Below are 16895 nucleotides of genomic sequence, written 5' to 3'. Positions count from 1 at the left end.
TCTTTGATATAGTCTTATAAAAGGTTACAAGAAGTAATGAGGGGTTAACATGGCTGGCGTATTGGCCTCAGTAGATCAACGCACACAACTGGTGGGTGAAAACCGCCTTGAGTTGCTATTGTTTCATCTTCATAGCCGTCACTTTTTTGCGCTCAACGTCTTCAAGGTAAAAGAAGTGGTTAAGCTCCCTCATCTCAACAAAATGCCCAATGCACATCCTAAAGTGTGTGGCGTAACCAATATTCGTGGCGAGTCTATTCCGGTTATCGATTTACGACAAGCGATATGCATGCCGCCATGTGAACGGGACAAAGACTGTAACTTAGTTATTACAGAATACAACCGCTCAGTGCAGGCCTTCTTAGTAGGTAAGGTTGACCAAATCGTCAATACTACTTGGTCAGATATTATGCCAACCCCTAAGTCAGTTGGCCGCAATCACTACCTCACCGCACTGACTAAAATCAAACGTGACGGCGCTGAGCACATCGTTGAAATCATCGATGTGGAAAAGGTACTTGCCGAAATCGTTGAGTACAAAGTTGAGATCCCGCAAGACATTCTGGATAAAGATATCATCAATGAGTTTCATGGCCGTAAAATTCTACATGCCGATGATTCGCCGACCGCACGGCGTCAAGTTGCCGATACCTTGGCCCAATTGGGCATAGAAATCATCCCAGCGACTGACGGTCAAGAGGCGCTCAATGTGCTAAAGCACTGGGCTGACGAAGGTATCGACGTACAAAAAGAATTACTTGCGGTGATCACCGATGCCGAAATGCCAGTTATGGATGGTTATCGGCTCACCTATGAAATTCGCAATGACAGTCGCCTGAAAGACCTTTATGTCATTCTCAACACCTCACTCAGTGGCAGCTTTAATAACGCCATGGTCGAAAAAGTAGGTTGTAATGCGTTTCTATCAAAGTTCCAGCCCGATTTATTGGTAACAGAGGTACAAAATCGGTTAAAGGACGTTTTGCAAAAATAAATACAAACACTGTATAAAAAACCAGCCCATGTTTCTTTATAAATCATAATGTTACCTTTACTCTATTGGGTTTGCTTCGCGATATGCTGGGATTTACGGCAGCGACTCGGTATACTTGCCATCATTTGAGCAAATAGGCAAAGCAATGGACGTATCAGAATTACTCGACGGCCTCAACGACAAACAGCGCGATGCAGTCGCCGCTCCTCTGCAAAACATGTTAGTGCTCGCAGGTGCGGGGTCAGGGAAAACACGAGTACTCGTTCATCGTATTGCTTGGCTTATGCAGGTTGAACACGCCTCTCCATTTAGTATTTTTGCGGTAACCTTTACCAATAAAGCAGCCAAAGAAATGCGCGCTCGTGTTGAAGCGACGCTCAATGGCCCTGTTGGTGGCATGTGGATAGGTACTTTCCATGGCCTTGCTCACCGCATGTTACGCGCCCACCACCGTGAAGCTAAATTACCAGAATCGTTTCAAATTCTAGATAGCGATGATCAGCAACGAATGATCCGCCGTTTGCTCAAAGCCATGAATATTGACGAGAAAAAGTGGCCACCTAAGCAGTTAAGCTGGTACATCAGCGCGCGTAAAGACGAAGGGTTAAGACCAAAAGATATTCAAGCATACGATGTCAATGAACAGCTGATGTTGAACGTGTACAGCGCTTACCAAGATGCCTGTGATAGGGCCGGTCTTGTTGACTTCGCCGAGATTCTATTGCGCTGCTACGAGCTATTGCAACAACAACCTACCTTACTGCGTCACTACCAACAACGCTTCCGCCATATGCTAGTGGACGAGTTTCAAGATACCAACAGCATTCAATATTTATGGCTACGCCTGCTAGCAGGTAGTGACAACAATATTATGATCGTAGGTGATGACGACCAAAGTATTTACGGCTGGCGTGGTGCAAAAATAGAAAACATCAAACGTTTTCTGGACGACTTTAACGCCGAAACCATTCGCCTTGAACAAAATTATCGTTCTACTGCAACCATTCTAAAAGCATCCAACGCGCTCATTGAAAACAACGCGGAACGAATGGGTAAAAGTCTCTGGACCGACGGTAACCAAGGCGAGCCGATTTCAATTTACGCCGCTTTTAATGAACTTGATGAAGCACGCTTTGTGGTTGGAAAAATTAAATCTTGGCTACAGACTGGCAATGCACTTAGCGACAGCGCCGTACTCTACAGAAACAACGCACAGTCCCGGGTGTTAGAAGAAGCCCTACTTCAAGAAGGGTTAAAATACCGTATTTATGGCGGTATGCGCTTCTTCGAGCGCCAAGAGATTAAAGATGCCCTGTCTTACCTTCGTATAATCAGCAATCGCAATGACGACGCAGCATTTGAGCGTGTGATAAACACGCCTACGCGTGGTATTGGTGATAAAACATTAAGCCATATCCGCGATTGCGCACGTCACGAGTCACTCTCACTTTGGGATGCAGCTAAGGCTGTGCTTGCGCAAAAACATCTCGCGGGACGAGCAGCCACGGCGGTGACAAAATTTATTGAATTGGTCGAACAGCTCGACGATAAAATTGCCGAGCTTGAGCTAGCACAACAAGCGCAGACAGCCATCGAGCAGTCAGGTCTAATGGCAATGTATCAGGCCGAGAAAGGCGAGAAAGGCCGCGCTCGAGTGGAAAATTTGGAAGAATTAATCAGTGCTTGTGGTCAGTATGAGCTCCCTATCGATGAAGATTTCACTTCCCCTTTACAAGGCTTTTTAGCCTATACCTCTTTAGAGGCTGGTGAAGGTCAGGCAGACGAACACGAAGACGCAGTACAAATGATGACTCTGCACTCAGCCAAAGGTCTCGAGTTTCCATTGGTCTTTATGGTTGGGGTGGAAGAAGGCATGTTCCCATCGCAGCAAAGTAATGAAGAGTCGGGTCGCTTGGAAGAAGAGCGCCGCTTGTGCTACGTAGGTATGACGCGTGCAATGGATAAGCTGTATATTAGTCACGCAGAAAGTCGCCGCTTGTATGGCCAAGAAAAACACCACAGCCCTTCAAGGTTCTTACGCGAAATTCCTGAAGATTGTATGGAAGAAATCCGGATTAAAACACAAATTTCTCGTCCGGCTAATTCGGGTCGATTCAGTCCATCAATCAGTCACGCGACCTTTGAAGATAGCGGCTTTAATTTAGGCCAGCGTGTCCTCCATGCCAAATTTGGTGCAGGCACAGTACTTAACTATGAAGGTGCAGGTGCTCAATCTCGCATTCAAGTTAGCTTTGATGATGTTGGTAGTAAGTGGTTAGTAACCGCCTATGCAAGACTTCAAGTACTCTAATCTGCCACAATTACGTTCTCAGCTTGCCGATGCGCGCCATCGGCAACTCTTGCTTATCACCGGCAGCCAAGCTTGGTGTTACACGCAGTGCCAGCAGCTATTAGCAAACTCAAACAATAACTTTATCCTGAGTAGCAGTAAGTCCCTAGAAAATGCTGTTTGGCCCGAGCATTTACACCAAATACTCGGTCAAGAATTTAGCAACCTAGTCTACGACGGCTTTAGCGGTATTGTGCCTAACAAAATCGCAGCTGCAGCGGGCACGGTAAAAGCTGGTGGCTTATTCCTGTTGTTACTTCCCGAGTTAGACAGACTCGAGCACTGGCTAGACCCTGCAATAACCCGCTGGTGCTCAGCAGGACAAACGCCCAAGCAGAGCTACTTTTTAAAAAGATGGCAGCGGCTCTGGCAGCACCAACCAGCTTGGCAGGTAAGCGAGCACTTCGGCAGTCAACTGCCCTCAGAGTATCTCGCTGTAAGTTCAACGACTTGCGGTATTGAGGAGCAACAATACGTACTCACACAACTCTCCACAGCATTGGAAAACCACCAAACCCCTGTGTTACTAAGCGCAGATAGAGGACGGGGGAAGAGCGCGCTACTGGGCCTCTTGGCATCAAAGCACCCTACACAGCAATTTATTATTTGTAGCCGCCATTTTCACGCACTGCATAGCTGCTTTACCATGCTTGCCCAAGCACTCAATACCGAGGCTGATGTAAAAACGAAGACGCTGGCTAATCTCAGCTACATGGCACCAGATGCGTTACTACAACAAGCTTCTGCGCTTGATAGCAATACGGTTATTTTGGTGGATGAGGCAGCCGCACTGCCAGTTCCATTTTTAATACAAGTCGCTCAACTTGGCTTTCGCTGCATTTTTTCCAGCACCTTAGTTGGTTATGAGGGTAATGGTAGAGGCTACACCTTACGGTTTAAACGCTACTTAGAATCACATTACCCAAGTTATCTTGATTTCACCCTATCGACTCCTATTCGTTACGCATCGAATGATCCACTGGAGCAGCAGGTCAGGGATTTATTTGTACTAGAGTGTAAAGCGACATCACCCATACTCACTTCATCAACCACAATGCGCGCTATTTCCCAGAGTGAGTTGATAGAGAATAGTCAGTTACTTGAGCAAGTTTTTTCACTGCTCGTATTAGCGCATTATCAAACCAGCGTGGATGATTTAAGGCAATTGTTAGATGCACCCGATCTGCATTTACGAGGTGCATTTTGCAATAACAAGCTAGTAGGAATTTGCCTTGCTGTCATCGAAGGCGGGCTCACTTCAGATCTCGCAGAAGATATTCTAGTAGGAAAGCGAAGACCCGCAGGTCATCTCATGGCGCAGCAGCTAACGACAAGCTTTGGTGATAGTCGATTTGTCACCGAAAAAAGCGCAAGAATCGTTAGAATAGCCGTGCACCCGGATGTACAACAGCACGGAATTGGCCGCCGACTACTAGCGTTCTTTGAAACCACATTACCCAAAGATATCAGTTACATAGGAACCAGTTTTGGCCTCACTGCGTCATTACTTTCATTTTGGTCACAACGGCACTATCAGCCAGTGAAGCTGGGGTTTAAGCAAGATAAGGCCAGTGGCGAATACGCGGTTTTGATGCTCAAAAAAGTCCGAGGCGACTTAGACAGCACCTATACTCGAATATTCAAACAAGCTTTTTTATACCAGTTGCGCTCGCACTATCAACAACTCGATACTGAGGTGGTTGCCGCTATATTAGCGACCTTACCCTTTGAACATATAACTAACGAGCAGCTGGATTATTTGCACTACTTACGTAAAAGCAATCCGGTGGAGCAACAAGTATGTCCTTTTTTATGGCAGTTGTTCACAACCGATCCTCGATTGCTTAAAAACTTAACTAAAGTTTCCAAAGCATTAGTAATTCGTCTAATATTACAGCAACATTCGACCCAAGTTGTACTTAACTTGCTTGGGATATCTGGTAAAAAGGCCCTCACCACAACGCTAAGAGAGACAGTGCAGCAAGTATATGAGTATTTTCAGTGTTAAGTTTTTACTATTCATTTTTGCTTCTGCTGTACTGAATTTTACAGCATCCGCTCAACATGTGGTGAAAATTGGCATGTCTACTGCTCTCTCAGGACCCGCAAAAGAGATTGGTCAACAACTTAAAGCGGGTGCCGAGCTCCACTTTGACTTTTATAACCAGCACAAAGCGAATGGTGCAGCTGCGATTGAGTTGCAAGTGTTGGATGATGGCTATGAGCCACATAGAACCGTAACCAATGTTCGTAAGCTCGTTTACGAAAATAAGGTCGATGCGTTGTTTGGCGTGATGGGCACGCCCACATCTTATGCCATAAAGCCTATTTTAGAGCACTCTAAAGTTCCCCTTCTCATGCCATATACTGGCGCTGAGTTTCTTCAAAATGCGCATACATTTAACGTCTTCAATCTCCGCACAAGCTACAATAAAGAAGCACAAGATATCATCCGCTACTTTGTCGATGAACAAAAATTAAAGCGGGTGGCTTTGCTTATTCAAGCCGATGAATTTGGTCTAACCGTAGAACAAAGCCTAACCAAAGCGCTTGCGGAACGAGGATTCAAACCCGTTGTGATAACGCGCTTTAGACGTAATACTGATGATATAGAACGGGCTCTTGAACAAGCACAGCGTCATAAAATTGAAGGCTTAGCCATGGTCGGCACCTACAAGCCACTGTCTAAGTTTATCAACCACGCCATGGAAGTTGGCCTCGAAACACAATACGCTACCGTTTCATTTGCCTCCTCAAATGAGCTGTTTGCCAGACTCAGAGGTAAGCCCAAAGTTTTAGTCACCGAAGTTGTACCCGACCCTGCGATTTGTAAGGGCAAGCTTTGTGACTCTTTTCGCGAAGCCGTTCACAATACCACGCTTTCCCATAACGAGCAGGTGTTTGAAGGCTATCTCAATGCCTACTTATTAACGACCGCTATCCAGCAATGTGATCTGCCCATCGCCAGCGATTGCCTACTAAACGCATTACAACACGAGTTGGAATATAACGCCGTTATTCGAGAGGTATTTATGCTCCAACCAGGGCAAAAGAAATTGCCTGTTTACCGCTCCTTTTTTCAATAATGTTCTATGCTTAGTTGATACTGATTATATGCGAGGCTGACATGGATCTAATTAACTTTCGCGTCGGGAAAAAAACAATATCACTGCAAATCCTCGATATTCTATTAACTGAACGCTACGAAGAAAACTTAACGGATTTACCCAATGACAACCCCAGCTTTTTGGGTGTCAAAGATTACATGGGCGTGCCGACCCCTATTTTCGATTTAGGGATCATATTGAACAAGCGCTCCTCCTACGAAACCAATCAAGAATTGGTCAGCATGCTAAAGCAGCGAGAGCAAGATCACAAAGAGTGGCTTGTTGCACTCGAAGCAAGCATTTTTAATGATGTGCCCTTCACTAAAGCCAAAGATCCAAAGCAATGTGCTTTTGGACAGTGGTATTACGGCTTCAAAACTGAAAATGACGACCTCAAGGCGCTCCTAAAGCGCTTCGAAGAGCCACATACAAAACTACATTATTTAGCAGATAAACTGTTAGTGATGTGTGCACAGGGACATAAACAAGAGGCTATAGATACGCTCGCTCGTGAAAAAAGCACCACTTTTAATAAACTCATGCGATTGTTTGAATCCGCCCGTGATCAGATCATGCTCGATCATAAACCTATCATCGTCTTTACCACTCAAGATGGCCAAAATCCACATATTGGTTTGCTTGTCGATAAGGTAGAAGATAACGTTCACTGTGATGAAAGTGATATTAAATCGCTGCAGGAAATGACCAGTATCGGTTTTGAAATTGATGCGCAAACCAAAAAGTTGATGAAAGGTTTGGTCAAGATGGGTAAACGCCACAGCGTATTGATTGACCCAAGCGCCATTTTCCGCCCAGAGCATTTACAACACTATGAACCAGAAGAAACGGAAGAGTATGGCTTGTTTTAGGATTAAAAAATAGAGCATAAAAAACGCCGCAAAAAATTGCGGCGTTTTTTTATTCTAAAGTAGCCTGAGCTCTGGTTACTTAGCTTGGCGGCTAGCGCGTTTACGCTCGCTTTCAGTTAGTAACTTCTTACGAATACGGATGCTTTCAGGCGTTACTTCTACCAGCTCGTCGTCATCGATGAACTCAAGTGCTTGCTCTAAAGACATAACAACAGGTGGAACAAGGTTTTGTGCTTCATCAGTACCAGATGCACGTACGTTTGTTAGCTGCTTACCTTTAAGCGCGTTTACTGTTAGGTCGTTATCACGGCTATGAATACCAATGACCATACCTTCGTATACTTCAACACCGTGACCGATGAATAGGCGACCACGCTCTTGTAGGTTGAATAGTGCGTTTGTTAGCGCCTTACCTGCTGCGTTCGCGATTAGTACACCGTTCTTACGCTGGCCGATATTACCGCCTTTATGCGGGCCGTAGTGTGAGAACGTGTGGTACATCAAACCAGAACCAGACGTTAACGTCATAAATTCAGTTTGGAAACCGATTAGACCACGTGCAGGCATCATGAAGTCCATGCGTACACGGCCTTTGCCATCAGGAGACATGTCAGTCATTTCCGCTTTACGCAGACCAAGCTGCTCCATGATAGAACCTTGGTGCTCTTCTTGACAGTCAATTGTCACTGTTTCGTACGGTTCTTCTAGCTGACCATCAACATGGCGCAAGATTACTTCTGGACGAGATACTGCAATCTCATAACCTTCACGACGCATGTTCTCAATAAGAATACCTAAGTGAAGTTCACCACGACCAGATACGCGGAAGCTATCTGGGTTATCCGTTTCTTCAACACGTAATGCAACGTTGTGCACAAGTTCAGCTTCTAGACGCTCAAGGATATTACGAGAAGTGACGTATTTACCTTCTTGGCCCGAGAACGGAGAAGTGTTTACTGAGAACGTCATAGTTACCGTTGGTTCGTCAACAGACAATGGCGGTAGCGCTTCAACGTTATTCTGGCAACAAATAGTGTCAGAGATCTTCAGCTCACCAAGACCTGTGATTGCAATAATATCACCAGCCGTTGCTAGCTCAACTTCGTGACGGTCAAGACCTAAGTAACCAAGTACTTGGCCAACTTTACCGTTACGCGCCTTACCATCAGCACCCACGATAGTCACTTGTTGGTTAGGTTTAACTGAACCACGCTTCACACGGCCAACACCGATAACACCAACATATGAGTTGTAATCAAGCTGAGAAATTTGCATCTGGAACGGACCTTCAGGATCCGCGTTAGGCGCTTCAACTTCGTCTACGATAGCTTGGAACATCGGTTCCATGTTGTCAGACGGCTCATCTAGGTCAAGTGTTGCCCAACCGTTGATTGCTGATGCGTAGATCACTTTAAAGTCTAACTGTTCGTCAGTGGCACCTAAGTTATCAAATAGATCGAACACTTGGTCCATTACCCAATCAGGACGAGCACCCGGCTTGTCAATTTTGTTGATTACAACAATTGGCTTAAGACCCTGAGCAAACGCCTTTTGCGTTACGAAACGCGTTTGTGGCATCGGACCTTCTTGTGCATCAACTAGTAGCAATACTGAGTCAGCCATCGAAAGAACACGTTCTACTTCACCACCGAAGTCGGCGTGTCCCGGAGTATCTACGATATTGATACGGTAGTCGTTCCACTTGATTGCGGTATTTTTTGCAAGGATGGTGATACCACGCTCTCTTTCAAGATCGTTTGAGTCCATCACTCGCTCTTCATTACCACCGCGCTGCTGTAGTGTACCTGATTGCTCAAGTAGCTTGTCTACAAGCGTTGTTTTACCGTGGTCTACGTGCGCGATAATCGCGATATTTCTTAACTTTTCGATGCTCATATTATTACTCAGTGAAGTTGGCCCTCAGTGATCCTAGTCGATCTACGCAAAAATGCGCGTTGAGATTGCCCGATTGAGAATTAAAGGTCGCGTATTATCTACTATTAATGTGACAGATGAAAGTTTATCCAACATTTTTTTCAATAATCCTCATCAGAAACGCATAAATCAACAACCTAGTGTGGCTTCTGCACGGTCTTATGCAGCTATAGTCCATTTATGGCCTTTTATCGTCCGATTATGGACTGAACACTTGTAAATAAAATACAAATATCATTAATATCAATGAGGTAAAGTTTGGCATAGGCGTTGCTTTCCCCCTATAAAGTAGCATAACTATCACAGCATACTGGCGCACAACGTGAGCGGATTAGGAGTAAATATGGTAACGCATTCACTTAAAATGGCCTGGCAAAAACTTCGCTGCCATATCAGCTACACCCTAACAATAATAATTACTCTAGCGCTGACACTCGGTGCTTTGGTAGCGATGTATAACTTAAACTACCAATTGCTCGCAGCTCCGCTTCCCTACCCAGATGCAGAGCGTTTAGTGTTAATGCGTGGCGCGTTGGTAGATGACAATAATGAAGTGAAGCAACGCAATTTTATTCCTCATGCTGGCAGCTTAGAGGCGTATGACAAGCAAGCACAATTTTCTGATATCGAAGTGATGGCCATTCAGAATATCAGTATTGATGTTGAACAAAGTTTACCGAGCAGCCCAACATTTAATACTGGCGCGATCACCCCCGAATTTATGTCGATACTCAATGTACCACTGGCGTTGGGACGATACTTTTCAGTAGATGAAGGGATGGATAGCCAACAACCTGTCGCGATCGTTTCGTACCAAGTGTGGCAACGTTATTTCGGCGGAAATGCAAACGTTCTAGACCAAACATTGGTATTTAAGGGAGTGAGTTTCAAAATTGTTGGCGTCACCGACGAGCAGTTCATTGAACCGGTATTATCAACACCTAACTGGCACACCGATGTATGGATCAGTTATGACTATAATGATTCTCCAACGCCAACATGGCAAAGGAATAATATCCAGACATATCAATTGCTAAAGTTACATGACGTGCAACATGCACGTCGCGCAACGCTTGCTCTCGAAAACTGGCTGAATGAACAACTACAACAACAAACTGCTGGCGAGCAAACTTTCGCTAATAGTAAAGTACAACTCGAATTTGTACCGATAAAAACGCGTATTATTGGTGAAGCATCACAAGTGAGTATAATGATGCTACTCGGAAGCACTGTATTACTATTAATCGCATTAAGTAATATTTGTAATTTAGTGCTTTCACGTGCCGCCGAGCAACAAAAAAGCTTTGCCGTTCAGGCCGCTTTAGGTGCCAAGCCTAATCATCTATTTTTTCACATTGCGATAGAGTTGGGGCTGTTATTTATCAGCGCAGCAGCATTATCGCTTTTAATCGCTGAGGGGATCATAGGGCTACTAAAATCAGGGGTTGTCGGCCCACTCGCTCGGTTGCAAGAACTACAACTCGAAGCGCATACTATTGCTTTCGCCTTTACAGTCAGTACCTTATTATGTTTATTACTTTCTTGGATAGTAAGCCGTCAACTTAACTACCGCCATATTATTCAACAGCTGCAAAGCAGTGGTAAAGGTACTGGTGTTCAGATTTCCGCGATGACCCGTACTTTATTAATATCATTTCAATTATTTGTTTGCCTTTCACTGCTCACCATTTGCCTTGGGATATTTCAAACGAGCTGGCAAAACTTACAACGTGATACGGGAATACGAGAACAGAATACCTATCAGGTGGCACTAAACTTAGGCACTTTACTACAGCAGATGAGCCGCGAGGAGCGTTCACAACTGCTTTTATCTGCCGTTGACTCGTTAGCACAGTTACCGCAAATAACCAAAGTCGGCATTGGCGGCTATCCCCCCTTTTCCTATTGGCTTCCGGGCTTTTCAAACCGTCAGATGCAATTTGAACCAGGTATAGAAAAAAACACGTTTGAATATCAAAGTACAGCTGGTACTTGGCCATACTTTGACACCTTTGGGGCAACCCTTATCGACGGTCGGACTTTTACTCATGAGGAGGCCATTAATAATGCGCCCGTTGTCATTGTCAACCAGACCCTAGCTACGCGATTGCGCCAACAAGGGCAAGTATTGGGCGCTAAACTATATCCCCGAAATGGTCAACAAAGCGTTGAAGTGATTGGCGTTGTCGAGGATATTTACCTTCCAAAACAACCTAATATTGCAAGGGTCTTCATCCCCTCAGTTCCAACTGGTTACCCCTTTATTTTAATTGAAACTCAAGCACATGCCACAATTAGTCGAGCAGAAATAAATCAGGCACTCACAAGTATCCACCCGCAAATGCGAGTCTATAACTTTCAGTCCACGACCATGCTTTTAGCTACGCACTTACAGCAAGCTCGCGTCATTAGCATGTTCACTTTGATACTGTCGATATTTGCACTTGCGCTTGCGGCACTTGGTATTTACGGTGTATGTAAGTACAGCGTGGCGTTACGTCGGTTTGAGTTAGGCGTGAGAATGTCGGTTGGTGCAACACCGGTTGCCGTGTTTAAACTCGTATTACAAGATAATTTGCGACCTATTATTGCAGCGGCGTGCGCTTCTATCTTAGTGTTATTGAGTATTTCGATACTTCAAGATACGCTTGTACCTATTACAATAGATAGCGCTATCCACTGGTTAATTTCACTTGCCACTGTTATCACCTTGGTCACAGGTGTTACGCTACTATCTTCAAGAAATATTATTGCCCGCCCCGCATTACATGCACTACGCGGAGAGTAATAGAGCGATTGAGATGATAATAATAAATCAAGGAAGCTTGCAGTGAGTGCTAAACCACAAATATTGCTAATAGAAGACAACAGAGAAGTAAGATTAGCTGCGCGATTTGTATTGGAAGATTTAGGTCTAGCCGTCGCAGAAGTCGAAAATCCAGTGCAAGCACTCAGCTTTCTTGAACAACACCAGCCTAGCTTGATCCTACTCGATATGAACTTTGAGTTAGACTCTACATCGGGGCAAGAGGGGCTTAGGTTTTTACGACAGCAACAGCAACTTGGCAATACCACTCCTATTGTGGCTATGACGGCATGGTCACATACTGAGCTTGTGGTTCAAGCCATGCAACTAGGCGCGGCAGATTTTCTCGAAAAGCCATGGAAAAACCAGCGCTTTGAACAAGTTATTAGGGGCCAGTTACAACTCAATAAACTAAAAAACAAAAGCCAAGCTTTTCAGCATGCGCTCGCTGGAGATGCTAAACCTGTGTTATGGCGTAGCAAAGCCATGCAACATCTGATGACGCAACTAGAGGCCATGGCTCCCACGGATGCCAATATTCTGTTAACCGGAGAGAATGGGGTTGGCAAAAGCTTAATAGCCCAGTGGATACATCAACACTCGCTGCGTGCAGCGCAGCCATTTATTTCCGTCAACATGGCAACCATCCCTGAACAACTGTTTGAAAGTGAGCTTTTTGGTCATACCAAAGGCGCATTTACTGACGCCAAATCAGACCGTGCAGGACGGTTTAAATTAGCGGATCTTGGTACCTTATTTTTGGATGAAATCGGTACTCTTCCGCTTGCACAACAAAGTAAGTTGCTGCGAGTGCTAGAGTCTCGAGAGTATGAAGCAGTTGGCTCAAGTATCACTGAAATCGCTGACGTAAGGCTCATCAGTGCAACTAATGCTAAATTAGAGCAGTTAATCGCTCAAGCAGAATTTCGCCAAGATCTTTTTTATCGGATCAACACCTTAACTATAGAAATACCGCCCTTGCGAACACGCCCTGAAGACATTGAATTGTTAGCGGAACATTTCATCAAAACCCATGGCCAGCGATATGGAAAAACACAATGCAGGCTCACACCCTCGGCACTAAATCAGCTAAAACATTACGATTGGCCGGGTAATACAAGAGAGCTTGGTCACTTGCTCGAACGCGCCGTGCTACTAACACAAACGGGTGAAATCGGCCCCGAGCAATTACATATGAGCACGCCTTCACAACCAAGTGCGAATAATTCCATGTCGCTGCCACTCATCACATTGGAGCAAGCAGAACAACAACTGATTGCTCAGGCTTTGACTAATACGGCAGGAAACAAGCAACAAGCTGCTGAATTACTGGGGATCACCAAGCAATCACTCTACCGACGCCTTGAAAAATATGCACTTATTTAAGGAACCTTTGGCGCGCTATTTCATCGTTAAGTTTTTACTACTCATCGCAATTGAAATCGCGGGAGTTTGTGTCGTTAGTTGGCAAATGGGAATTAACATACCTATTTTCATGCCTCTACCTACCTTACTCTTAATCGCTGGTCTGATTGTCTGCCAAGGATTGTTACTAAAACAGCTTTATAATCGTTGTAAGCTATCGTTTGAGCGCTGTGGCTATCAAGCCGAAGCGTGGCTCAAGCGTGACTTTAGCCTAAAAGCCAAACCGACATTTTCTTCGGGCGTTGTCGCCCAGCTGCACAATCAGCTGAATGCTCTCTCCGATATGCTACAAAGTGAAAAAACCGACGAAGATATGCAATCTTTCCTCGTTGCTGAACTGATCAGTGTGTTAAATACCCCGATGCTTATTTTCGACCAGCGTATGCAACTGTGCTTTGGCAATGACGCCTGCTTTCAATTATTCCAAAGGCCATGGCAAACCCTACGATATAGCCACCCAGAGGCGATAGGGTTAACTCCTTCTCCACAGTGGCACTTTATCGATATACAGAACAATAAGCGCTGGCAAGTGAGACACAGCACCTTTACTCAGCAGAATCAGTCATATCACCTTGTCGTCTGTATCGATATTCAGCAAGCACTGCGCGATCAGGAACTTCAAGCTTGGCAACGCTTGATCAGAGTGATTAGCCATGAAATAAGAAACTCCCTCACCCCAGTGTCTGCCATACTAGAACGCTTACAAACTCGCGCAAAAGACCCAAGGGATCACGAAGCATTTAATATCGTACTTGAGCGGTGTTTCCATTTGCAGGATTTTATCCATAAGTACAGCCAGCTCAACCAACCAATAAAAGTAGAGATAAAACGTCTGTCGGGGTTAGAAGTAAGCAAAACCGTTCAAGGCCTTTTTACAGATGTAGCGTGGCAAATTGAACTTTCTCCGGTCTACTTTCATGTTGACCCAACCTTATTTAATCAAGTGCTAATCAATATCATCAAGAACGCCATAGAAGCGAGCCCCGCGGGCTCTGTGCTTACACTGAAGCTATATACCAAAGACAATATTGCTATCTTGGAGGTGCTTGATGAAGGTACCGGCGTTGCCAACCACGATAACTTATTTGTGCCATTTTACTCAACCAAACAAACGGGGGAAGGTATTGGCCTTTACCTTAGCCGCTATTTTGTCGAGCAAATGTCTGGCTCCATTAGCCTAAGCAATCGTCAGGATAAGCAGGGATCGGTTTGCCAACTCACCTTTCCTGTGCCACTAAACTGACCCAATATGCTCAGTCCAGTTTTTAAATTCTCACGTCCACAATCGGACCTTTCGGTAAAACAAAAACACTAAAAACCAATAAAAACAACAGGATAAAGTTTGGCATATCGTTTGCTTTCATTGGTTAACCGATTAAAGCAAGGTAACTGATGATGGACGTAATAAAACAAAAACAAGCAAAGCCGCTACACAAGCTAGGGCTTGTTATCGCAATCCCCTTAGTGCTGATATTTGCTTGGCTTAGCCTCAAGCTATTCTCCACATCGGACGAATTCAAATTACAAAGACACGCCATCATTGTTGGACAGGTTAAGCAAGGTGATTTAGATGTTAGCGTTGACGGCTATGGTGTGCTTCGCTCTAATAAACAAAAACTGATCACCACCCAAGATCCTGCCACCGTCTATGAAATATTAGTACGCCCCGGTGGTGAAGTTCAGCCTGATACCATCATTTTGAAGATGCAAGACCCTGATCTCTTGCAGCAATTAGAAAGTGCTGAAATGGAGCTAAACCGTCAACAAGCAAACTTTCGCAGACAAAAACTTGCAAACCAGCGAGAGTTATTAATGGAAGTCGCCACCCTTGCCGAACTTACCAGTGAACATCAATCGTTAGTCATGCGCCGAGAAGCTCAGCAAACCCTCAGAGACCAAGGCGTTGTTCCCGCCATTGATGTAAAAACCGCAGAGCTTGAAGAGCAGCAGCTGTCAGAAAGAGTACAGCTCCAACAACAACGTATAGAACAGCTAAAGCTATTACATTCGGAAGATTTAACCATCTCGCAAGAACTGATCAACCAAGCTCAGTCTCTTTTCGCTCGTTTAAAAGAAAGAGAAGCGAAACTAACAGTCCGAGCAGGTACAGAAGGTGTCTTACAACGTCTCGCAGTTGAACTTGGACAAAGTGTTATCGCCGGCCAAGAACTTGCTCAAGTTGGCAGCACCAACGACCTTCAAGCGCTGGTCAGAGTATCTCAGTCTAAAGCAGAACAAATTCAGGTAGGTCAATTTGCTATGGTCAATACACGCCGCGAACAAGTGCCAGCAAAAGTCACAAGGATCAGCCCGCAAGTACAAGAAGGTACCATTGAAGTTGAACTTACTTTTGTCAATGGTGTACCTGATTCTGCGCGCCCAGAACTCAACGTAGATGCGCAAATTAGCACACACCAGTTGAAGAACGCACTGTATGTTGAGCGCCCAAGTAACACCCAATCACACAGCCAGCAAACGCTCTTTGTGTTAGACAATGACATCGCAACCCCTCAGATAGTGTCGTTTGGTATTGATGCAGGCAAATTCTTGCAAATTGAAAGCGGTGTCACCCCAAATCAGCAAATCATACTCTCTGATACAAGTACTTATAAAAACGCTAAACAAGTACGGATCATTCAATAATAAATCATCATTAGGATACGATTATGAAAGAAACTATTTTAACCATGTCAGGGATCACTAAAGTTTTTAGTACCGAAGAAATGGAAACTCACGCATTACGTGGAATTGACTTGGAAATATATAAAGGCGATTTCGTGTCTATTTGTGGCCCTTCTGGATGTGGTAAATCTACCCTGCTGTCAATTCTTGGTCTGTTAGACATGCCAACAGATGGTAGCTATAAAATTGAAGATCTTGAGGTTAGCCAATTAACTTTGGCGGCTGCTGCACATATTCGAAACGAAAAAATTGGCTTTATATTTCAGTCATTCAACCTAATTGATGAGCTGACAGTATACGATAATATCGCGCTGCCATTGCGTTATCGTAAAACCCCTATGAGCAATGCCGATATTGATCACGCGGTAATGAGCTGCCTAACAAAAGTAGATATGGCGCACCGCGCAAAACATCGTCCAAACCAGCTCTCTGGTGGGCAACAGCAAAGGATTGCTATAGCCCGCGCACTCGTCGGCAACCCCGCATTACTGCTTGTTGACGAACCTACAGGTAACCTTGACTCAAAAAATGGTGATGCCGTAATGGACATGTTGAAAACGCTAAACCTAGAAGGGACCACATTATGTATGGTGACGCACGATCCTAGATATGCCGATATGGCGACACGCAAACTACACCTTCTAGATGGCAAAATACTGGCCCCCCAATCAAACACTAACGCCAATGCAGTCGTTGACACGTTCTAGTCCATGATGGAAGCGAGGAA

General features: G+C 44.8%; 11 protein-coding genes. 10 read left to right on the top strand and 1 reads right to left on the bottom strand.

The window, feature by feature from the left end:
* Positions 1-49 precede the first annotated feature (49 nt).
* From B1L02_RS00835 to B1L02_RS00815, 5 genes are all read left to right on the top strand, one after another.
* Entirely contained in the window at positions 50-994 is a 945-nt protein-coding gene (locus tag B1L02_RS00835) for a chemotaxis protein CheV (protein WP_088529567.1), read from the top strand.
* Between the two features lie 145 nt (positions 995-1139).
* Positions 1140-3305: a DNA helicase II gene (uvrD, locus tag B1L02_RS00830; protein WP_088529566.1), complete on the top strand. Its 2166-nt coding sequence runs from the start codon at positions 1140-1142 to the stop codon at positions 3303-3305.
* Positions 3283-5352 carry a GNAT family N-acetyltransferase gene (locus tag B1L02_RS00825; protein ID WP_088529565.1) on the top strand — a complete coding sequence of 690 codons (2070 nt, stop codon included), beginning with the start codon at positions 3283-3285 and terminating at the stop codon, positions 5350-5352. The genes uvrD and B1L02_RS00825 overlap by 23 nt, the downstream gene beginning before the upstream one ends.
* Positions 5353-5425: 73 nt before the next feature.
* The gene (locus B1L02_RS00820; RefSeq protein WP_232003122.1) at positions 5426-6430 is read left to right on the top strand and encodes an ABC transporter substrate-binding protein; all 1005 of its coding nucleotides are present in this window, start codon (positions 5426-5428) and stop codon (positions 6428-6430) included.
* A gap of 41 nt (positions 6431-6471) precedes the next feature.
* Positions 6472-7320 carry a CZB domain-containing protein gene (locus B1L02_RS00815; protein ID WP_088529563.1) on the top strand — a complete coding sequence of 283 codons (849 nt, stop codon included), beginning with the start codon at positions 6472-6474 and terminating at the stop codon, positions 7318-7320.
* A gap of 75 nt (positions 7321-7395) precedes the next feature.
* Here B1L02_RS00815 and typA read toward each other — a convergent pair whose 3' ends face one another.
* Entirely contained in the window at positions 7396-9216 is a 1821-nt protein-coding gene (gene typA / locus B1L02_RS00810; protein ID WP_088529562.1) for a translational GTPase TypA, read from the bottom strand.
* A gap of 382 nt (positions 9217-9598) precedes the next feature.
* Between typA and B1L02_RS00805 the strand changes: the two genes are divergently transcribed.
* From B1L02_RS00805 to B1L02_RS00785, 5 genes are all read left to right on the top strand, one after another.
* Positions 9599-12043, top strand: a complete 2445-nt coding sequence (locus tag B1L02_RS00805) for an ABC transporter permease (protein WP_088529561.1) — start codon at positions 9599-9601, stop codon at positions 12041-12043.
* Positions 12044-12085: 42 nt separating this feature from the next.
* Positions 12086-13447, top strand: a complete 1362-nt coding sequence (locus B1L02_RS00800) for a sigma-54-dependent transcriptional regulator (protein WP_088529560.1) — start codon at positions 12086-12088, stop codon at positions 13445-13447.
* Positions 13434-14729, top strand: a complete 1296-nt coding sequence (locus B1L02_RS00795; protein ID WP_088529559.1) for a sensor histidine kinase — start codon at positions 13434-13436, stop codon at positions 14727-14729. Before B1L02_RS00800 ends, B1L02_RS00795 begins: the two co-directional genes overlap by 14 nt.
* Positions 14730-14878: 149 nt before the next feature.
* Positions 14879-16129, top strand: coding sequence for an efflux RND transporter periplasmic adaptor subunit (locus B1L02_RS00790; RefSeq protein ID WP_223191978.1), 1251 nt, complete (start codon positions 14879-14881; stop codon positions 16127-16129).
* Positions 16130-16152: 23 nt separating this feature from the next.
* Positions 16153-16875: an ABC transporter ATP-binding protein gene (locus B1L02_RS00785; protein ID WP_088529557.1), complete on the top strand. Its 723-nt coding sequence runs from the start codon at positions 16153-16155 to the stop codon at positions 16873-16875.
* The last annotated feature ends 20 nt before the right edge of the window (positions 16876-16895 follow it).

Origin of the sequence: Pseudoalteromonas piscicida, from assembly GCF_002208135.1 — a bacterium.
Lineage (GTDB): Bacteria > Pseudomonadota > Gammaproteobacteria > Enterobacterales > Alteromonadaceae > Pseudoalteromonas > Pseudoalteromonas piscicida_A.
The sequence above is the reverse complement of the archived record's forward strand: the minus strand, read 5'-3'. Positions and strand labels throughout refer to the sequence as shown.